Source organism: Millisia brevis NBRC 105863 (genome assembly GCF_001552615.1).
In the GTDB taxonomy this organism is placed as follows: domain Bacteria; phylum Actinomycetota; class Actinomycetes; order Mycobacteriales; family Mycobacteriaceae; genus Millisia; species Millisia brevis.
Genome location: NZ_BCRN01000005.1, coordinates 117,738 through 137,787, shown reverse-complemented (window position 1 = coordinate 137,787; position 20,050 = coordinate 117,738). Strand labels below are relative to the sequence as shown.

At 70.0% G+C, this 20,050-nt stretch carries 15 protein-coding genes; 8 read left to right on the top strand and 7 right to left on the bottom strand.

Annotated features, from left to right (window positions below; all coding sequences use genetic code 11):
- Window positions 1-77: 77 nt before the first annotated feature.
- Window positions 78-2,186 carry a PTS fructose transporter subunit IIABC gene (locus MB1_RS08910; RefSeq protein WP_066905885.1) on the bottom strand — a complete coding sequence of 703 codons (2,109 nt, stop codon included), beginning with the start codon at window positions 2,184-2,186 and terminating at the stop codon, window positions 78-80.
- Window positions 2,187-2,553: 367 nt separating this feature from the next.
- On the opposite strand from MB1_RS08910, the gene MB1_RS08905 reads away from it, so the two are divergent.
- Window positions 2,554-3,201, top strand: coding sequence for a GNAT family N-acetyltransferase (locus MB1_RS08905; RefSeq protein ID WP_066905883.1), 648 nt, complete (start codon window positions 2,554-2,556; stop codon window positions 3,199-3,201).
- Between the two features lie 49 nt (window positions 3,202-3,250).
- On the opposite strand, the gene MB1_RS08900 is transcribed toward MB1_RS08905, so the two are convergent.
- The 3 genes from MB1_RS08900 to MB1_RS08890 all read right to left on the bottom strand — a co-directional run bounded on the left by MB1_RS08900 (window position 3,251) and on the right by MB1_RS08890 (window position 6,028).
- A complete protein-coding gene (locus tag MB1_RS08900; RefSeq protein WP_066905881.1) occupies window positions 3,251-4,591 on the bottom strand; it encodes a dipeptidase in 1,341 nt (446 codons plus the stop codon).
- A 53-nt stretch (window positions 4,592-4,644) separates the two neighbouring features.
- Complete coding sequence (locus MB1_RS08895; RefSeq protein ID WP_084351268.1) at window positions 4,645-5,463, bottom strand: glutamine amidotransferase; 819 nt, start codon at window positions 5,461-5,463, stop codon at window positions 4,645-4,647.
- A 64-nt stretch (window positions 5,464-5,527) separates the two neighbouring features.
- On the bottom strand, window positions 5,528-6,028 hold the full coding sequence (locus MB1_RS08890) for an SRPBCC domain-containing protein (protein ID WP_066905879.1): 501 nt from the start codon (window positions 6,026-6,028) through the stop codon (window positions 5,528-5,530).
- 16 nt (window positions 6,029-6,044) lie between these two features.
- On the opposite strand from MB1_RS08890, the gene MB1_RS08885 reads away from it, so the two are divergent.
- Complete coding sequence (locus MB1_RS08885; RefSeq protein WP_066905876.1) at window positions 6,045-6,404, top strand: ArsR/SmtB family transcription factor; 360 nt, start codon at window positions 6,045-6,047, stop codon at window positions 6,402-6,404.
- 81 nt (window positions 6,405-6,485) lie between these two features.
- Here MB1_RS08885 and MB1_RS08880 read toward each other — a convergent pair whose 3' ends face one another.
- Window positions 6,486-7,340, bottom strand: a complete 855-nt coding sequence (locus MB1_RS08880) for a phosphotransferase family protein (protein ID WP_169801628.1) — start codon at window positions 7,338-7,340, stop codon at window positions 6,486-6,488.
- A gap of 141 nt (window positions 7,341-7,481) precedes the next feature.
- On the opposite strand from MB1_RS08880, the gene MB1_RS08875 reads away from it, so the two are divergent.
- Window positions 7,482-8,105 carry a pyroglutamyl-peptidase I gene (locus MB1_RS08875; RefSeq protein ID WP_066905872.1) on the top strand — a complete coding sequence of 208 codons (624 nt, stop codon included), beginning with the start codon at window positions 7,482-7,484 and terminating at the stop codon, window positions 8,103-8,105.
- Window positions 8,106-8,208: 103 nt separating this feature from the next.
- Window positions 8,209-9,627 carry a glutamate decarboxylase gene (gad, locus tag MB1_RS08870; protein ID WP_084351264.1) on the top strand — a complete coding sequence of 473 codons (1,419 nt, stop codon included), beginning with the start codon at window positions 8,209-8,211 and terminating at the stop codon, window positions 9,625-9,627.
- Window positions 9,628-9,646: 19 nt separating this feature from the next.
- Here gad and MB1_RS08865 read toward each other — a convergent pair whose 3' ends face one another.
- Window positions 9,647-12,973: a tetratricopeptide repeat protein gene (locus MB1_RS08865; RefSeq protein WP_169801627.1), complete on the bottom strand. Its 3,327-nt coding sequence runs from the start codon at window positions 12,971-12,973 to the stop codon at window positions 9,647-9,649.
- Window positions 12,974-13,498: 525 nt separating this feature from the next.
- Between MB1_RS08865 and MB1_RS08860 the strand changes: the two genes are divergently transcribed.
- On the top strand, window positions 13,499-14,713 hold the full coding sequence (locus MB1_RS08860; RefSeq protein ID WP_218000214.1) for a cysteine desulfurase-like protein: 1,215 nt from the start codon (window positions 13,499-13,501) through the stop codon (window positions 14,711-14,713).
- Between the two features lie 87 nt (window positions 14,714-14,800).
- On the opposite strand, the gene MB1_RS08855 is transcribed toward MB1_RS08860, so the two are convergent.
- Window positions 14,801-16,261: a short-chain fatty acyl-CoA regulator family protein gene (locus MB1_RS08855; RefSeq protein WP_174531942.1), complete on the bottom strand. Its 1,461-nt coding sequence runs from the start codon at window positions 16,259-16,261 to the stop codon at window positions 14,801-14,803.
- Between the two features lie 155 nt (window positions 16,262-16,416).
- Between MB1_RS08855 and prpD the strand changes: the two genes are divergently transcribed.
- The 3 genes from prpD to MB1_RS08840 are packed head-to-tail and all read left to right on the top strand — an operon-like array spanning window position 16,417 to window position 19,981.
- Window positions 16,417-17,922 carry a 2-methylcitrate dehydratase PrpD gene (gene prpD / locus MB1_RS08850; RefSeq protein ID WP_066905868.1) on the top strand — a complete coding sequence of 502 codons (1,506 nt, stop codon included), beginning with the start codon at window positions 16,417-16,419 and terminating at the stop codon, window positions 17,920-17,922.
- On the top strand, window positions 17,919-18,857 hold the full coding sequence (gene prpB, locus MB1_RS08845; protein ID WP_066905866.1) for a methylisocitrate lyase: 939 nt from the start codon (window positions 17,919-17,921) through the stop codon (window positions 18,855-18,857). Before prpD ends, prpB begins: the two co-directional genes overlap by 4 nt.
- Entirely contained in the window at window positions 18,857-19,981 is a 1,125-nt protein-coding gene (locus MB1_RS08840; protein WP_066905864.1) for a bifunctional 2-methylcitrate synthase/citrate synthase, read from the top strand. Before prpB ends, MB1_RS08840 begins: the two co-directional genes overlap by 1 nt.
- The last annotated feature ends 69 nt before the right edge of the window (window positions 19,982-20,050 follow it).

Genomic DNA, 20,050 nt, shown 5'->3' with positions numbered 1-20,050 from the left:
AGCCTCCTGGTGTGTGTCGTTCCCGGTGACGATGGTGTCAGCGGACGGCGGTGCTGTGGGGCGGTTCGGCTGATCGCTCAGGCCGCGACCGTCTCCGGGGTCGATGCGGCCGCTACGGGCGCGTCCTTGGTGCGAACGGTGGACTTGGCGAGCAGGACCAGGGCGGCGGCGACCAGGGTGCCGGCGACCAGGCTGATCAGGAAGCCGAGGATGTTGCCGACCGCGAAGAGGACGAAGATGCCGCCGTGCGGGGCGCGCAGGGTGACATCGAGAGCCATCGCCAGACCACCGGTCACCGCGCTGCCCACCATGATCGGCGGGATGACGCGCAGCGGATCGGCCGCGGCGAACGGGATCGCACCCTCGGTGATGAACGAGGCACCCATCAGCCACGCCGCCTTGCCGTTCTCGCGCTCGGGGGCGGTGAACAGCTTCGGCCGCAGCACGGTCGCCAGGGCCAGTGCCAGCGGCGGAACCATGCCGGCGAGCATGACGGCGGCCATCACCTTCAGTTCGGGGGCGTTGGTAGCGGTGGCGGCGGCGCCGAGCCCGGCGGTCGCGAAGGCGTAGGCGGTCTTGTTCAGCGGGCCGCCCATGTCGAAGGCCATCATCAGGCCGAGGATCACGCCGAGGATGATGCTCGATCCGGCGCTCATCGACGACAGTCCGTCGCTGAGGGCCTGCATCAGCCAGGCGAGCGGCTTGCCGAGGACGACGATCATCACGAAGCCGCTGATCAGGGTGGCGCCCAACGGAATCACCAGCACCGGCATCAGCCCGCGCGCCCAGACCGGGACCTTCCACCCGGCGATCCAGGCCGCGGCCAGGCCGGCGAGGACACCGCCGACGATGCCGCCCAGGAAGCCGGAGTTGACGACGCCGGCGATCGCGCCCATCACGAATCCCGGTGCGATACCGGGGCGGTCGGCGATCGCGAAGGCGATATAGCCGGCCAGTGCGGGCACCAGGAAGGAGAAGGCGGTCGAGCCGAGTACGAACAACAGAGCGCCGAAGTAGGCGAAGATCGGGCTGTTGAACAGCACGTGCTCCAGCCCGAGGGAACTCGGATCCGGCAGCGTGAATATCGAATTGTCCAGGACGATGTCCGACGCCGAGCCGGTGATGTCGTATCCGCCGAGCAGGAAGCCCAGGGCGATCAAGAGACCGCCGGCGGCGACGAACGGGATCATGTACGACACGCCCGTCATCAGCACGCGGCGGACCTTTCCGGCCCGCGATTCGCCGGCGCCGGTATCGGAGGTGGCCGCGCTCGCATCGCCCTCCACCCGTGGTGGATTGGGGCTGTCGGCCAGCTTCAGAGCCTCGGCGATCATCGTGTCGCCGTCGTCGATCGGCCGCTTGACCCCGGAGGCCAGCAGCGGTTTGCCCGCGAAGCGTTCCCGGCCGCGAACGCCGACGTCCACCGCGAAGATCACCGCGTCCGCAGCGGCGATCGTCGCCGCGGGCAGCGGGGTGGAGCCCGCGGAGCCTTGGGTCTCGACCTGAATGTCGACGCCGGCGCGGGCCGCCGCCTCCTCGAGGGCCTCGGCGGCCATATAGGTATGGGCGATACCGGTCGGACAGGCGGTCACGGCGACCAGGTGCCGGGTGCGTTCGTTCGCCGCCGGTGCCTCGGCCGGCGCAGCGGGCGCGGCGGCGGTGGCCGGTGCGTCGGCAGCTGCGGCTGCGGGTGCCGCAGCTGCCGGGGTCGATGGGGTGGCGGGGCCGGAAGCCGGTGCGTCCCCGAGGATCCCGGTGATCAGGTCCGCGGCCTCGGCGGGCGATCCGGCCGCGCGCAGCGAGGCGAGGAAGTCCGCCCGGACCAGGGCGCGAGCGAGCTTGGTCAGCAACTGCAGGTGCTGTTCGCCGCCGCCGTCGGGAGCGGCGATCAGGAAGACCAGGTCGGCGGGGCCGTCCTTGGCGCCGAAGTCGACCGAGGGTGCCAGGCGGGCGAACGCGACGGTCGGGTCGGCGACGGCGGTGGTGCGGCAGTGCGGAATCGCGATGCCACCCTTGAGGCCGGTCGGCGAGGTGGCCTCGCGCGCAAAGGCATCGGTGGTCAGTTGCTCCGGGTCGGTGGTACGCCCGGCCGCGGACACCACGTCCGCGAGGGATCGGATGACGGCGTTCTTGTCCGACCCGAGGTCGGCATCCAGGCGAACCAGATCGGCGGTGATCACGGACATTGCTCAAACTCCCGATTCGAGGGGGTGTGGCGCTGGGATTCCAGTGTGCGACGCCACCGGTCGAATCGGGGGTGGTTCGGTTGGGTCCGACCACGGCAGATCGTTCCGAGGCGTGCACTCTCGATGGATCGTCGGCGCGATACGGCGACCCACCGGATGGTGATCCCGCGAGGTCTGCGAACGAGCGCCCGCACCGAGGTGCGGAGGAGGGTTCACCGGGAGGAACACCGTTGTTTTAGTTGTGTATATATTGTTTTATGCCCGATTGAAGGCTGTGTCAAGGGTCTCATAGCCACACGTTCGGGCGAGAACGCAACACTGCAAAATTCGGTTGAACCGGACACAGGTCGGCGTCGATCCTGATGGCATGCGTATCGAGGAGATCTGGCCGCCCTTCGGCGTAGTGCTGCGCTGCGAGGACATCGAGATGCGCATCGTTCGCCAAACGGACGCTCCCGAACTGGTCGACGTCGCCCTCGGCGGCGTGCACGACCCGGAGTACATGCCGTTCGCGACGTCGTGGACCGATGTGCCGGCCGAGGAGTTGCCCGCGCAGACGTTTCGCCACATCGGGACCGGTCCGGCCCGGGTGGTGCCCGAGAAGTGGCAGCTGACGTTCCTGGTGCGGGTGAACGGCGAGGCTGCGGGCCTGCAGGACATCTCCGCGACGAACTTCCCGATCACCCGGACCGCGACCACCGGCTCCTGGCTGGGGCTTCGATTCCACGGCCGTGGCATCGGCACCCGGATGCGGCGGATGGTGTGCAGCTTCGGGTTCGAGGGTCTGGGCGCACTGCGGCTCGAGTCGGAGGCCTTCGCGGACAACGGGCCGTCCCTGGCGGTCTCGCGCAAGGTCGGCTACCGCGACAATGGCACCGAGATCGACCAGCGTCGCGGGCAATCGGCGGAGGTCCAGCGCGTGGTGGTGACCCCGGAGACCTTCGTCTCCGGACCGCCGCCGGTCATGGAGGGCGTCGAGCCGCTGCGCCGGTTCCTGAAGATCACCGACGACTGACGTTCGGCCGGCCGGCGGCCGTGGAGCTCATCCGCGGCCGCCGGTCCGGTCAGCTCGGCAGCTGCCCCAGATTGCGCAGCAGCAGAGCCTCGGCGTGCAGGACCCGCTCGAACTCGCCGAGGTGCAGCCCCTCGTTGGCGCCGTGCGCGCGGGTATCGGGGTCCTCGACCCCGGTGACCAGCACCTTCGCGTTCGGGAACGTGTCGACGAATTCTGCGATGAAGGGGATCGACCCGCCGACGCCCATGTCGATCGGTTCGACGCCACCCCAGGCCTCGGTGAACGCGGCGCGGGCGGCGTCGTAGACCGGTCCGGTCGCGTCGATCGAGGTCGCCTCGCCGACATCGACCGGGGTGAAGGTCAGCTTTGCGCCCCACGGGACATGCTTCTCGCAGTGCTCCCGCAGCCGGGCGAGGGCGTTGTCGGTGGTGTCGCCCGGCGCGATACGCAGCGAGATCTTGGCCCGCGCCGCCGGGACGAGGGTATTCGAGGCGCCGTCGACCTTCGGGGCGTCGAGGCCGGTGATCGACAGCGCCGGCTTGGTCCACAGCCGCGCGACCGCCGAACCGGTGCCGATCCACTCGATCCCCGGATTGGCCCCGGACTCGGCGCGCAGCCGTTCCTCCGGGTAGTCGACATCGGCGGCCGGGCCGGCGAACAGTCCGGCGATCGCCACGTCGCCCGCGTCGTCGTGTAGCGAGGCGATCAGCCGGCTCAGCGCGATCAACGCATCGGGGACCAGTCCGCCCCACATCCCGGAGTGCACCGCGTGGGTCAGCGTGCGGACCTCGACGTCGGCGCGCACCAGGCCGCGCAGGCTCGTCGTCAACGCCGGGGTGCCGATATCCCAGTTCCCGGAATCGGCGATCACGATGACATCGGCGCTCAGCTGCTCGGCGTAGTCGCGCAGGAACGCCGGCAACGATTCCGAGCCGACCTCCTCCTCGCCCTCGACGAAGACGGTCACGTGCACGGGCAGGTCGTCGCCGAGGATGCGCAGCGCGCCCAGATGGGCGGCAACCCCGGCCTTGTCGTCGGCGGCGCCGCGGCCGTAGAGCCGGTCGCCGCGCTCGGTCGGCTCGAACGGTGGGGTATCCCACTCGGCCGGGTCGTTCTCCGGCTGCACGTCGTGGTGCGCGTAGAGCAGCACCGTCGGCGCGTCCGCGCGGGCGCTGCGCTTGTGCGCGATGACCGCGGGACCGCCGCCCGCGGTGATGATCTGCGTCTCGCAGCCCTCGGCGGCCAGCAGATCGCGCACCGCCTCGGCGCTGCGCTGCACCTGATCGGCGCGGGCCGGGTCGGCGCTGACGGACGGGATGCGCACCAGGGCCTCGAGATCACGGCGTACCGACGGCAACACCTCGTGAACCCGCGCGAGCAGATCGGTCATCCATCCACCCTAGGACGTCCTCGACCGTCGCTACGCGGGGCTCCCGGTAGCGATCAGCGGAAGGCGGCCCAGGACTCGTCGGTGCTCGACGACGCCGCGGGGGCGCGGCCGCCGCCGGCCTGCGAACGGGCCGGGAGCGACTGGCGCGCGTAGCGCTCGACGAAGGTGCGCAGCACCGCGAAGGGGTGCCGCACATCGGCCGCCCGGGCCGCCTGCTTGACCTGTTCGGCGTCCTCGGGCGGGAAGTAGCCGGCGTTGCGGTAAACGTCGACCCGGTCACAGAGCACCTCGGTGTCGAGTTCCGGATGGAATTGGGTGGCGTAGACATTGGTGCCGACCCGGAACATCTGGACCGGGCAGGTCGGCGAACTCGCCAGCAACTCGGCATGCTCCGGCAGGGTGCTGACCGCCTCCTTGTGGCCCACGAAGGCTTCGAAGGTATCGGGCAGGCCGGCGAGCAGCGGATCCTCCCGGCCGGCGTCGGTCAGCGAGATATCGACCGCGCCAACCGGTTCGGAGTAGGTGTCGTCGACGACGGCGCCCTCGTGCAGACCGAGCGTGCCCACCCCGTAGCAGGCGCCCAGGAAGGGGAAGTCCTCCGCGACGACCATGTCCAGCAGATCGCTCAGCTCGGTGTCGACGCGGCGCTGCGCGTCGCTCTTGGACTCCTCGGGCTCGCTCGCGTTGAAGGGGCTGCCGCCCAGGATGATCCCGGAGTAGTCGGCGAGATCGATCGTGCCCAGCGGATCGCGTTCGAGCCGATGGCGGATCAGCTGCTCGGGCTCGAGGCCGGAGTGATGCAGGAACGCCCGGTACTCGCCGTCGGCGGCGACATCCTCGGCGCGGGTGGCCAACAGCAGGAACGGCTTCACCCCAGCAGGGTAACCACGATCGGTCCGCGCGGTCTCCCCGGTCGGCTCGGACCTCGGCGGGGGATCAGATGTAGAAGCCCTCGCGCAGGTTGATCCCGTGCTCGGTCCACACCTTCAGGGCGCAGAGCATCCCGGTCCAGCCCTCGCAGTTGCCGTAGGAGGCGGTGCGGCCGGCCTCGGTGTCCAGCCAGCCCTCCTCGGTGATCGTCACCAGGGTTCGGGTGTCGTCGTCGAGGGGCGCGAAGGTCATCGTGACGGTGGTCGGCCGGTCGTCGGGGGTGGTCCCCGGGCTCGGATCCCAGCGCAACACGATGCGCTCGCCCTCGATCGCCTCGACGACCTGCACGGGGAAGGCTCCCGGGAAGTCGGAGAAATCCCAGGTCACGGTGGCGCCGGCGGTCAGTCGCCCCTGCGCGCCGCCGGTGGTGAAGTACCGCGAGAGCTCGCCGGGGTTCGCGACGGCCTCGAAGACCTCCCCGACGGGGCGACCGATGCGGCCGGAGACCCGGAAACGCACGCCGGTGTCGACACCCGACGGTGTCGTGGTGGTATCGGACTCAGACATGTTGTAAAAATACAACATGTCATCCGCCTCGAGAAGCCCCGCGGCGGACCCGGCCGCTTCCGCGGACGACGACGCGGTGTTCAAGGCATTGGCCTCGGCGACTCGACGGCAGTTGCTCGATCGGCTCAAGGACGGCCCCAGGACCACCGGGGCGCTGTGCGCCGAGGTCGCGACCCTCGATCGGTGCACGGTGATGCAGCATCTGCGGGTGCTCGAGGGCGCCGGTCTCGTGCTGGTCGAACGGCGCGGGCGGGAACGCTGGAACCACCTGGCCGCAGTGCCGATCAAACGGATCTACGACCGCTGGATCAGCGGATACGCCGGTCCGGCCGTCGATCTGCTCGATCGACTGGACCGCGACCTGTCCACCGATTGAGCCGAACGCGCCCCCGGTCCGAGCTTTCCCCGGGGCTTCTCCGGACCGTCCCGAGGCGTACCCGCGCGTACGCGGCGCGGATCAGCGGGCGAGCGCCCACCGCAGCAGATCCTGCGAGCGGCGGCGCACCAGCGGCGCGGTCAGGTCCGGCCGCGCCGGCGACCAGGGCGGCAGGATGTGCGCGGGATCGGGCAACCAGGACAGGATCTCGTGCGCCCACCAGTACGGATCGTCGAGGTCGTCGACCGCCACGCCCCGTCGCTGCGCCGCGACCCGATAGGCCGCCACCATGTCGCGAGCGGTATCGACGCCGTGTAGACAGGCGAGATTGTGCGCGAGATGTGCGAGGTCGACCGCGGCCGGCGCCGCCACCGCCGCACCCCAGTCGATCACCCCGGTGATCCGCGGGTCCGCCCCGTCGACCAGCACATTTCCCGGGTGGATATCGCGATGGCAGAACACCGCCCGCGCCGGCGGCGGCTCGCTTCCGGCCAGCTCGATCGCCTCGGCCCACAGTCCGGGATCGGCCGACCAGTCCGGTGGCTCCGCATCCGGTTCCACCCATGTCGACCACGGCTCGAGTACCTCGGCGACCGCTCCGTCGAGGTCGTGGATCTCGCCCAGCATCCGCACGTACCGGTCCCGTAGCCGCGGCGACCATGCCGACAGTTCGACCCGACCGGTCAACCGCTCGAGGACCAGGACGTCCGGTCCCTCGGCTACGACGGCCGGCGCCCGACAACGCCCGGCGAGCAGGTGCAGAACCGCTGCTTCGTGCGCGAGCTCCTCGAGGGCCCCGACCCGGTCGCCGGCCCGCTTGACCACCACCTCCCGCCCATCGGGCAGGCGGCCGAAGCGCGCCGTCGACACCAGCCCGCCGATCGCGGGCGCTCCCGTATCGGTGATCGGCAGGTCGTTGGGATCGAGGTCGACCACCACGCCACCGTATCGGCGGGCGGTGTGCGTACATCTGCAGGAGTGCGGGGCCGAGGAGATTATCGTCGCGGCTTGCCGAAGAGGGGAACGGTTGCACACGCCACCGGGGCGCCCTGCCGCCGACACGGGCAGGATGGGTGGATGCGCCTGTTGGTGACCGGATTCGAACCGTTCGGCGGGGACAGCGAGAACGCCGCCCTGGCCGCGGTCGACCGGTTGGCCGTCGGCTGGAGCGGGGCGCGGATGACCACCGCGGTGCTGCCGGTCAGCTTCGCCGCCGCCCCGATCACCCTGCGCGACCTGGTCGAACGGCACCGCCCCGACGCCGTCCTGGCCGTCGGCGAAGCGGGCGGGCGCACCGCGGTCACCCCGGAATCGCGGGCCCGCAACGTCATGCACGCCCGAATCCCCGACAACGTCGGCGATCGGCCGACCGCCGCTCCGATCGACGCCGGGCCCGAATGGATCGATCTGCCCTACCGGCCGGCCGGCGCGGTGGCCGCGATCCGGGCCGCCGGCGTCCCCGCCCACGTGTCGCACGATGCGGGCACCTTCGTCTGCAATCGGATCGCCCGGCAGGTCGCCACCCTCGGGATCCCCGGCGGATTTGTCCACATCCCGGCCATTCGCAGCCGCGGGCGGGCCCGGGTGGGCGCCGAGACCGATCCTGACGCGGTGACCGACGGCCGGCCCACACCGCTGAGCATCGACGAGGTCGCCGTCGCCCTCCGGCTCTGCCTGGACGCACTGCTCGACGATCGGTAACCGGTCGGCCCGGGCACGGACTGTCCGATACGCCCAACCGTTCATGTCGGTGGCCGGTGGCGATCCTTGCCGCCGTCACCGGCACAGACCAGGATCGGACCTCATGAGCGATACCGACAACCCCTCGCCGCTCGACTTCCGCGGCCGCGGCGTCAATTTCATCGAGGACGTCGCGGTCAACCCGCTGTTCGCGGGCCCGGAGACCACCGCCACCGTGCCCCAACTGCGGATCCCCGATCTGGAGACCCCGGCCGACGCGGCCTACCAGATCGTCCACGACGAGGCGATGCTCGACGGCAACGCTCGGCAGAACCTGGCGACCTTCGTGACCACGTGGATGGATGACCAGTCGCAGCGCATCTATCTGCAGGCCGCGCCGAAGAACATGATCGACAAGGACGAGTACCCGCAGACCGCGGCGATCGAAACCCGTTGTTGGACCATGCTCGCCGACCTGTGGCAGGCGCCCGACCCGACGTCGAGCATCGGCACCTCCACCGTCGGCTCCTCCGAGGCCGCGATGCTCGGCGGGCTGGCCCTCAAACGCCGCTGGCAGGAACGGCGCCGGGCCGAGGGCGCGTCCACCGAGCGGCCCAATCTGGTGATGTCGTCGGCGGTGCAGGTCTGCTGGGAGAAGTTCTGCAACTACTTCGAGGTCGAGCCGCGGTACGTGCCGATCAGCGAGGACCACCGGATGCTCGACGGCCACGACCTCGACCGGTGGGTCGACGAGAACACGATCGGCGTGGTCGCGATCCTCGGCGTGACCTATACCGGGGTCTACGAGCCGGTCCGCGAGATCGCCGCGGCGCTCGACGCGATCGCCGCCGCCGGCGGGCCGGATGTGCCGATCCACGTCGACGCGGCGTCGGGCGGGATGATCGCCCCGTTCTGCCAGTCCGAGATCGTCTGGGATTTCCGGCTGCCGCGGGTGGCGTCGATCAACACCTCCGGGCACAAGTACGGCCTGGTCTACCCCGGCATCGGCTGGGTGGTCTGGCGCGACCGCGCCGATCTGCCCGAGAGCCTGATCTTTCGGGTCAGCTACCTCGGCGGCGATATGCCGACCTTCGCGCTGAACTTCTCGCGGCCCGGCGCCCAGGTGCTGCTGCAGTACTACCTGTTCCTGCGGCTGGGACGGGAGGGCTTCCGCAAGGTCCAGCAGGCGTCACTGGACGTCGCCGGCTTCCTGGCCGACGGCATCGCCGATATCGGGCCCTTCGAACTGTGGAACCACCCGACCGATATCCCGGTCTTCGCGTGGCGCCTCCGGGCCGACCACCCCGGCACCTGGGATTTGCACCACCTGTCCGAGCGGCTGCGGCTGCGCGGCTGGCTCGTGCCCGCCTACCCGATGCCGGACGACCTGGCCGATCTGACCGTCCAACGCATCGTCGTGCGCAACGGCTTCAGCCGCGACCTGGCCGGGGCGCTGCTCGGCGATATCCGCGCGCAGGTGCGCTACCTCGACTCGATCAGCACACCGCTGCCCCGAGCCGGACACGGCGAGTTCACCCACTGACCCGGCGACCGCGCCCGGTTCAGCTGCCGAACCGGTCCAGGTTGCGCTGCGCTCCGTCGAGGTCCTGCCGGTAGTACGGATCGTCCTGCGCCAGGTCGCGGTACAGCTCGATCGCCTCCTGCGTCGCGGTGCGCGCATCGTCGCGCCGCCCCACGTCGTCGTAGGCGACGCCGAGGTTGTTCAGCGCCATCGCCAGGTCCGCCCGATGGATCGGGAAGGCGGCACCGAGGTCGCGGTAGATCGCCACCGCCTCCTCGGCCGGGGCGACCGCGTTCGAGCGGTGCAGGGCTTCGGCGTAGTGCGCGGACAGATCGTTGAGCGCGGCCGCCAGATCCGGTTGATAGGCCGGGTCGTGCTCGGCGAGGTCGCGGTAGATCGCCACGGCCTCCTCGACCACCGCCGGCGCATTCGACATGCGGGTCGAGCGGGCGTACCGCTGCCCGAGATCGGTCAGCGCCACCGCGAGATCCGCCTGGTATGCCGGGTTCTCGTCGGCCAGCTCACGGTAGAGGTCCACCGCGTCCTCGGTCGGCGCGATAGCGGCGCCGTCGTTGCCGACGTCCGCATGCCGGCGGCCGAGATTGCGCAGCACCATCGCCAGATTGGGGGCGAAGGCGCGGTTGCGGTCGGCCAGCTCCCGGTACAGGTCGCTCGCCTCGGCGACGGCCCGCAGCGCATTGGGGTTGTCGCCGTTCTCCGCCCGCCGGGTGCCCAGGTTGTTGAGCGCCATGGCCAGGCCCGGGATGTGGGCGCGATTGCCGGCGATGACCGTCCGGTAGCAGTCGACCGACTCCTCGGTGGCCGCCAACGCGTCGCCGAAGTCGCCCACCGCGCCGAATCGCACGCCGAGGTTGTTGAGCGCGCGCGCCAGTTCGGGCAGGTGCGCGGCATTCTGCGCGGCCAGCTCGCGGCGCAACTGCACCGCTTCCTCGGTCGGCGGGAGCGCCTCGGCATGCCGGCCGGCCTTGCTGTGGTGATTGCCCAGATTGTTCAGGGCGGTGGCCAGACCGGGGCGATGCGCCGGATCCTGCTCGGTCAGCGTGCGGTAGATATCGGCGGCCTCGCGGGCCGGGGTTGCCGCATCGTCGCGGCGGCCCAGCTCGCTGTACCGGTTGCCGAGGTTGTTCAGCGCGCTGGCGAGGTTCGGCAGCTGCGCCGGGAAGTCGGCCGCCAGTTCGCGGCGCAATTCCACCGACTCCTCGACCAGGCCGAGGGCATCCTCCGGGCGGCCGAGCTTGCTGTGGTGGTTGCCCAGGTTGCTCAGCGCCATCGCCAGATCCGGGATGCGGGTCGGGTCGTCGGCCACCAGCTCGCGGTACAGCTCGACCGCCTCACCCGCCGGCGCGAGGGCGTCGGCGTGCCGACCGAGATTGCCGTAACAGGTGCCGAGGTTGTTGAGCGCCATCGCCAGATCGGACCGATACGCGGCGTCGCGGGCGGCCAGGCTGCGGTAGAGCTCGACGGCCTCCTCGCTGGGCGCGATCGCGTCGGCGGTGCGGCCGACGTCGTCGTAGGTGATGCCGAGGTTGTTGAGCGCGCCGGCGAGATCGCCCAGGTAGGCCGGGTTGCGGGTGGCGAGGTTGCGGCGCAGCCGCACCGCTTCCTCGGTGGGCGCCACCGCGAACAGGGGGCGCCCGAGGCCGCTGTAGCGCACGCCGAGGTTGTTGAGGGCGCGGGCGAAGCTGCGCAGGTAGGCGCGGTTGCGGGCGGTGACGTTGCGGTAGAGCCGCACCGCCTCGCCGATCGCGTCCGGCGCCTCGGCGGGATGACCGGCCGACCAGAAGTGATTGCCGAGCGCGTTGAGCGCCTCGGCCAGCTCCGGAAGCCGGGTCGCGTCCTCGGCGGCCAGCGCGCGGTGCTGCAGGACGGCGTCCTCGACGAGGGTCAACGCTTCGTCCCGGTAGCCGAACCGGCCCAGGCCGGCCGCGACCCGGGTCTGCACGGAGGCGAGGTCGTCGCCGAGGTCGGCATCGATCTCGGCCAGCGCCCGCAGCCGTTCCAGGCCGACGACACCGGCCTCGCGGGCGTGCCGCTGACAGTAGGCCCACAGGTAGTACGCCTCGCGGGCCGGCGTGCCGGTCTGCAGGAGCGACTCGTAGCGGTCGGCGAGCGCCTCCCAGACGACCACCGCCACCGGATCGAAGGGGCTCTCGGCGTCGGCCTCGGGATCCGAAGCGAGCAACCGGTGCACGCTGTGATGGACCGGCGCGTAGACGGTGGTCTCGGCGCTGTCGGGGTGGCTCGGATCGCTGGTACCGGCGCGAATCCAACGGCCCAGCCGGTCGAGGACCCAGCGGATGTGGCTGTCGTCCAGGTCGGTTCCGACGAACGCGGAGCCGACCGCGATCCACTCCGGGCGCGGGAATCCGCCGCCGAAGGCCCCGGTCAGCGCGCACAGCAGGCTGCGGGCCAGCGTGGGGGCGTCGATGCCGTCGGGCAGGTCGACCCCATCGCCGGAGGCGGCGGCCAGGTCGGCGATCAGGGCCGCCTCGATCGAGTCCGGAACGTCGGCGTCGGGCGTCGTTTCGCGCAGGTCGGCGACCAGCCGAGCCCACAGGAATGTCGGGGCGGCGGCGGCTTCGTGGGCGGCGAGGATCGCGTCGATGTCCTGATCGGGCAGCCGCTTGCCGAGATAGTCGCGAATGGCCGCGGCGGTCGATTCCCGGCGCTCCTCGGCGTCGAGGTCGAGGACCTCGACCGGAAGCAGTAGGTCGGACAGGGTGCGGCTGCCGGAGGTCAGCGGCTGGGTCGAGACGACCACCGTCGCATAGGGCGCCAAGCCGAGCAGTAGATCCTCGATGAGGCTCGGTGTCTGGCCGTCGGCCTCGTCGAGCCCGTCGATGACGATCGTCGCCGGACGGTCGCCCGGGGTCTGCGAGCGGCGCAGCGCCTCCACCAGCTCGAGCGCTGCCCCGTAGCCGGTGACGCGGACGAAGGCCTCCACGTCGTGGAACTGCCGGGCGATCAACTCGGCACAGCGATCGGCGGTCAGGCCGGTCGCACGCACCACCGCGTCGATGTGCACGGGGGGTGTATGGAGGGAATCCGTACGAATGGGAGCCGTCGTATCCCGGCCGGTCGGGTCCTCGCCGGCCGCCTGATCGCCGAGGGCCTGCTCCAGAAGTGCCGACGTTCCGCTGCCCGCGGTCCCGATCACGGCGTGGATGCCGGGCTGTCCGGAGGACAACCAGCCGGTGACGATCGCGAGTTCATCGGCCCGCCCCACGAACCCCGACGCACCCTCCGGGAGGGCGCCGATGTGCAGGGAACCGAGCGCGGCCGCGTCGATCCGGCGGGCCCGACGGTCGCCGGAAGCGGCGTGCGTGCCGGCCGGAACGCCGGACATTCCCGGGAATTCGTTCCGAATCGGCCGGCCGTTGTCCGGACCCTTTTCTCGGCCCTTCACGCCGCCGACCGAACCATCGGCGGAACCGGCACCGGGTGCGCTGGTGGAGAACGTTTTCGGTGGCATTTCTGGGCTACTTTTCTACCATCTTCGATGTAGACGAGGTTATTGGCTGGTCGTACGAAGACGAATCGGCCTCCGGAATTGGCGAAACAGCAGGTATGCGGGATTGTGCCCGTTTTTCTGCATCATAACCAAGCCCGTTTGCGTCCGCCGGCCCCGCCACCGCATCAGCCCTTTCTGCACCGGCCGGTCGGTCGGAGTTGCGTCTGTTGTCCGGCGTGCTCGTCCCCGGTTGGGTTGAGCGCAATCGTCTCACCGTAGGTGGGCAGCGGTCACCGACGATCACCGGGTGGTCGAGTGATTGTCGGCGCGCCGCCGTCGGGGTCACGGCGATGTCGTGGTAGCGGCGGATCGGATGCGGTGAATGCCCGGCCGACGCCGAAAACGAGAGATGATGCACCGGTGACCGGCATCGAGCAGACGATCGATACGACAGCGTTGCGGGCGGGCTTCGGCTCGTTGAGCTCCGGAATCGCCCACTTCGACGGACCGGGCGGTACGCAGACGCCGGACGTGGTGGCGGCGGCGATGTACGCGGCGCTGACCGCCCCGCTGGCCAACCGGGGGCGCGCCAACCTCGCCGAACGCAATGCCGACGACATCGTCGTTGCCTACCGGGCGGCGCTCGGCGACTTCCTGCACGTCGACCCGGCGACGGTGGTCTTCGGGCGCAGCACCACCGAGCTCACCTTCCTGTTCTCCCGGACCCTGGCGGCGGGATGGTCGGCCGGCGACGAGATCGTGCTCAGCCGCCTCGACCACGACGCCAATGTCGCGCCCTGGCTGATCGCCGCGCAGCGCCACGGGCTGGTCGTGCGGTGGATCTCTCTCGACCCGGAGACCGGCGAGCTGAACCTCGACGATCTCGACGCGGCGCTCGGTCCCCGCACCCGCCTGGTCGCGGTGACGGCGGCGTCGAATCTGATCGGCACGATGCCCGACGTCCCCGCGATCGCCGAGCGGGTGCACGCGGCCGGGGCACTGCTCTATGTGGACGGGGTGCATTACAGCGCGCACCGGTCGGTCGACGTACCGGCGCTCGGCGCCGACCTCTACGCCTGCTCGCCCTACAAATTCCTCGGTCCGCATTGCGGGGCGCTCACCGGTCGCGCCGACCTGCTCGAGCAGCTGCATCCGGACAAGCTGCGCCCGTCGACCGAGGTCGTTCCGGAACGTTTCGAGCTCGGCACCCTGCCGTACGAGCTGATGGCGGGGACCACCGCGGCGATCGAGGTGCTCGCGGGGTTGGTGCCGGGCGACGGCACCCGCAGGGAGCGCCTGGTTCGCTCGATGTCCGTGCTCGCCGGCCACGAGGAGCGGCTGCGCGGGCGGATCGAGGCGGCCGTCGCCGCCTGGCCGGAGGTCACCGTGCATTCGCGGGCGCGGCGGCGGACCCCGACGCTGCTGCTCACCTTCGCCGGGCGCGACGCGGCGGAGGTATCCGCTCGGCTGGCGGCGGAGAACATCAATGCCCCGGCGAGCAGCTTCTACGCGCTCGAGCCGTCCCGGGCGTTGGGGCTCGGCGACGCGGGCGGCCTGCGGGTGGGCATGTCCCCGTACAACAACGACGAGGACGTCGACCGTCTGCTCGCCGGGCTGGACCGCATCCTGCACTGACCGCATCCTGCACTGACCGCGTCCTGCACGTGACCGGCGCACGCCGCGCCGGGTCGCGCCACGTCGCCCGGCCGCGGCCGGGCGGGGTCAGCCGGTCGCGGTCGCGGCGTAGGGCACCCCGGCCGCATGGTTCTCGTCGACCCCGATCGCCATCCCCAACTGGGGAAAGGCGCGTTGGGTGCAACTGTCCCGAGGGCAGACCTTGCAGCCGGCTCCGATCGGTACCGCGGCGGCCGCCTCGTCGATGGGCAGCCCGTGCGAATACACCAAACGATCGGCGTAGCCGATATCGCAGCCGAGCCCGATCGCGAAGTCGCGTCGCGGTGCCAGATAGCCGCGGGCGCTCTCGTCGGTGGTGCGGGCCAGCCACAGGTAGCGGCGGCCGTCCGGCATGACGGCGACCTGGGTGCGGATGCGCCCGGGGGTGGTGAAGGCGTCGTGGACCACCCACAATGGGCAACTGCCGCCGACCCGGGAGAAATGGAATGCGGTGGCCGACTGGCGTTTCGAGATATTTCCGGCGCGATCGGTGCGCACCAGGAAGAACGGCACGCCGCGGTGCCCCCGCCGCTGCAGGGTGGACAGGCGGTGGCAGACCGTTTCGAATCCGACCTCGAATTGCGCCGACAGCAGGTCGATGTCGTATCGCGATCGTTCGGCCGCGGTCAGAAACTGCGTATACGGCAGGATGACCGCGCCGGCGAAGTAATTGGCCAGCCCGATACGCAGCAGGCCGCGGGACTGGTCGGGCAGGGAATGGGCGTCGTCGAGCAGTCGGTCGATCACGTCCTGTTGCGTGAGAAACGCCAATTGTGTGGCCAATTGGAAGGCGCGCTGGCCCGCGGACAGGCGCCGAGCCAGGGTGAGCACCCGGTCCTGCGGATCGTACTGGCGTTTGGCGCCCGGACGGTTCGGATCGTCGACGTGGAACCGCACCGCGACGTCGTGACGTTCCCGCAGCAGGCGCGCCAACTGTAGATCGAGCCCACCGATATTCAGATCACCGTCGGTGTGCAGAGCCTCGGCCGCGGCGTCGAGTTCCGGGATGTGGTTGCGATGGTCGTAGAAGAAATCGCGCACGTCCTCGTACGGCGTCGCGGCACCGCTCGTCGCGACCGCGTCGGTGCCCGCGATGGCGGCCCGCTCGGCGGGCGACGCCGCCATCCCCGCCGAAAACCGTTCCAGCTGTTCGGTGGTGCCGTGCAGACGGCGATGCAATCCGACCAGCACCCGAGCCGCCGTCGGCGCGCGGGAGAGCAGGTCGTCGAGTTCGGCGTCGGTGATCGCGGAGCCGTCCGGATCGTCGGCGAAGACCTCCTGCAGATCGGCCAGCAGTCGGGCATCGGATTCCGGGGCGAAGAAGCCGACGTCCAGGTCGAAGCGTGCGTTGAGCTTGAGGAGGACCGGGACCGTCAGCGGACGCTGGTCGTTCTCGAGCTGATTGACATAGCTGACCGACAGACCCAGCTGCTTGGCCAGTCCGGACTGGGACAGGGCGCGGTCCTCCCGCAGCGCGCGCAGCCGACCGCCCGCATACATCTTCTGCACGCGAGCCAATCTAGCAGCGCCGATTTCGCAAGATTTGCAGAATCGGCGATCCGATTCCACAAAAATCGACATATGCGGGGGATTTCCTGCACGAATGTGCCTGCGTAATCTGCGTATCACTACCGATATTCACCGAAAGCCGGGAGGCGCTGGTCGTGAAGATTCACACCGTTCGCACACATCGTTCCGCGGAGGTCTTTCCCCGCGAGGAACATCTGGCCTGGCGGATCGCGGAGGTGGCTGCCGATCCGGTCGACGTGCCGACGGAGACCGAGGAGATGGTGATCAACCGGATCATCGACAACGCCGCCGTCGCGGCCGCCTCGGTCACCCGGCGTCCGGTGGCCAATGCCCGCGCCCAGGCGCAGGCGCACCCGTACGCGCCCGGAGCCACCGTCTTCGGGACCACCGGTCGGTTCTCCCCCGAATGGGCGGCCTGGGCCAATGGGGTTGCGGTGCGCGAACTCGACTTCCACGACACGTTCCTGGCGGCGGAGTATTCGCACCCCGGTGACAACATCCCCCCGATCCTCGCCGCCGCCCAGCACACCGGACGTTCCGGCCGGGACCTGATCCGCGGTCTGGCCACCGGATACGAGATTCAGATCGACCTGGTCCGCGCGATCTGCCTGCACGAACACAAGATCGACCACGTCGCGCACCTCGGGCCGTCGGCCGCCGCCGGCATCGGCACCCTGCTCGGCCTCGACACCGAGACGATCTATCAGGCGATCGGTCAGGCGCTGCACACCACGACCGCCACCCGCCAGTCCCGCAAGGGCGAGATCTCCAGCTGGAAGGCCTATGCCCCGGCGTTCGCCGGAAAGATGGCGGTCGAGGCCGTCGACCGGGCGATGCGCGGGGAAGGTGCGCCGTCGCCGATCTGGGAGGGCGAGGACGGCGTGATCGCCTGGCTGCTCGGCGGGCCGAAGGCCGAGTACCAGGTACCGCTGCCCGGCCCCGGCGAGGCCAAGCGCGCGATCCTCGACTCGTACACCAAGGAGCACTCTGCCGAATACCAGAGTCAGGCGCCGATCGACCTCGCCCGGCGTATGCGTGAACGGATCGGCGACCTCGACCAGATCGCCACGATCGTGCTGCACACCAGCCACCACACCCACTACGTGATCGGCACCGGCTCCAACGATCCCCAGAAGTTCGACCCGCACGCCTCCCGCGAGACCCTCGACCACTCGGTGATGTACATCTTCGCGGTCGCCCTGCAGGACGGGACCTGGCATCACGAGCGGTCCTACGCACCCGAGCGGGCGCAGCGACCGGACACGATCGAGCTCTGGAAGAAGATCTCCACCGCCGAGGATCCGGAGTGGACGCGCCGCTACCACTCGACCGATCCGAACGAGAAGGCCTTCGGCGCCCGCGCCGAGGTGACGCTGAAGAGCGGCGAGGTGATCGTCGACGAGCTGGCGGTCGCCGATGCGCATCCGTTGGGCGCGCGACCGTTCGCCCGCGAGCAGTACATCGACAAGTTCCGCACCCTGGCCGAAGGCGTCATCGAGCCCGCCGAGCAGGACCGCTTCCTCGACGTCGCCCAGCGCACGGCGCAGCTGACCGCCGATGAGCTCGATCAGCTGACCTTCACCGTCTCCGACGAGGTTCTGGCCCGGACCCCGCAGCTGCGGCCGGGGCTCTTCCGATGAGCCCGCTGCCCGCGGGCGGTTCGGCCCTCCCCGCCGCCACGTCGGTTACGGCCGCCGACCGGCGCCGCGCACTGCGCAGCGGGCTGACCTCCGGTCGGATCCAGCGTCTGCCCGGCGCGTTCAGCCCGCTGGTGGCGGCGTTGATCCAGCAGATCGGGTTCGAGGGGGTCTACGTCTCCGGAGCCGTGCTGTCGGCGGACCTGTGTCTGCCCGATATCGGACTGACCACCCTGACCGAGGTGGTCGACCGCGGTCGCCAGATCGCCGGGGTCACCGACCTGCCGGTGCTGATCGACGCGGATACCGGCTTCGGCGAACCGATGAGCGCCGCCCGCACGATCACCGCCCTCGAGGACGCCGGCATCGCCGGATGTCACCTCGAGGACCAGGTCAACCCGAAGCGCTGCGGCCACCTCGACGGCAAGGCGGTCGTACCGACCGACGAGATGGTCCGCCGCCTGCGGGCGGCGGTCGCCGCCCGCCGGGACGACGCCTTCGTGATCTGCGCGCGCACCGACGCGGCGGGCATCGAGGGAATCGACGCGGCGATCGAACGCGCCAAGGCCTACGCCGATGCCGGCGCCGATCTGATCTTCACCGAGGCCCTCGCCACCCCGGCCGACTTCGAGAAGTTCCGTGCCGCGGTGCCGACCCCGCTGCTGGCGAATATGACCGAGTTCGGCAAGTCCGAGTTGATCGATGCGGGAACCCTCGAATCGATCGGCTACAACGCGGTGATCTATCCGGTGACCACCCTGCGCCTGGCGATGGGCGCCGTCGAGGCGGGTCTACGCGAGATCGACGACACCGGAACACAATCCGGCCTGCTCGACCGCATGCAGACCCGCAGTCGCCTCTACGAATTGCTCCAGTACGAACGCTATTCGGCGTTCGATTCCGACATCTTCAGCTTCACTCTGACCAAGGACCAATGATGGCCGACCATGCGACCACAAATGTGTACAAGGGCCTGGCGGGAGTGGTGGTCGACACCACCGCGATCTCGAAGGTGGTGCCCGAGACCAACTCCCTGACCTATCGGGGGTACCCGGTCCAGGATCTCGCCGCGCACTGCAGTTTCGAGGAGGTCGCCTACCTGCTGTGGAATGGCGATCTGCCCGATCCGCGACAGTTGGAGCGCTTCCAACAGCAGGAGCGGGCCTCCAGGCTGGCCGATCGTTCGCTGCTGTCGTTGGTGGCGAAGCTGCCCGACAACTGCCACCCGATGGATGTGGTGCGCACCGCGATCAGCTACCTCGGTGCCGAGGACCCCCTCGAGGACGACAACTCGCCGACGGCCAACCGGGCCAAGGCCTTGCGCATGCTCGCCGTGTTGCCGACGATCGTCGCCGCCGACCACCGCCGCCGGCGTGGGCTCGATCCGATCCCGCCGCACAGCCACCTCGGCTACGCGGAGAACTTCCTGACCATGTGCTTCGGGAAGGCGCCCGAGCGCGACCTCGTCAAGGCGTTCGAGGTCTCCCTGATCCTGTACGCCGAGCACAGTTTCAACGCCTCGACGTTTGCCGCTCGCGTGGTCACCTCGACGCTGTCGGATATCTACAGCGCCGTCACCGCGGCGATCGGTGCTCTGAAAGGACCCTTGCACGGCGGTGCCAACGAGGCGGTCATGCACGACATGCTCGAGATCGGCCTGCCCGCGAACGCGGAGCGGTGGATGCGCGAGAAGTTGGCCCACAAAGAGAAGATCATGGGATTCGGGCACCGTGTCTACAAGAACGGCGACTCGCGGGTGCCGACGATGAAGAAGGCATTCCTGGAGATCGCCGCCGCGAAGAACGGCGGCAACTGGGTGGAGATCTACGACATCCTCGAGAAGACCATGTTCGACGCCACCGGGATCAAGCCGAACCTCGACTTCCCCACCGGTCCCGCCTACTACCTGCTCGGCTTCGATATCGCAGTGTTCACACCGATTTTCGTGATGAGTCGGATCACCGGGTGGACGGCGCACATCATCGAACAGGGAGAGTCCAACGCGCTGATCCGTCCGCTGAGCGAATACGTGGGCGTACCGCAGCGTGCGGTACCGGCCTGATCGAACGGCCCGAGTCTCGCCCCGGATGCGCCCCGAGTCCGTACAGCCCACGGACTCGGGGCCCGGTCG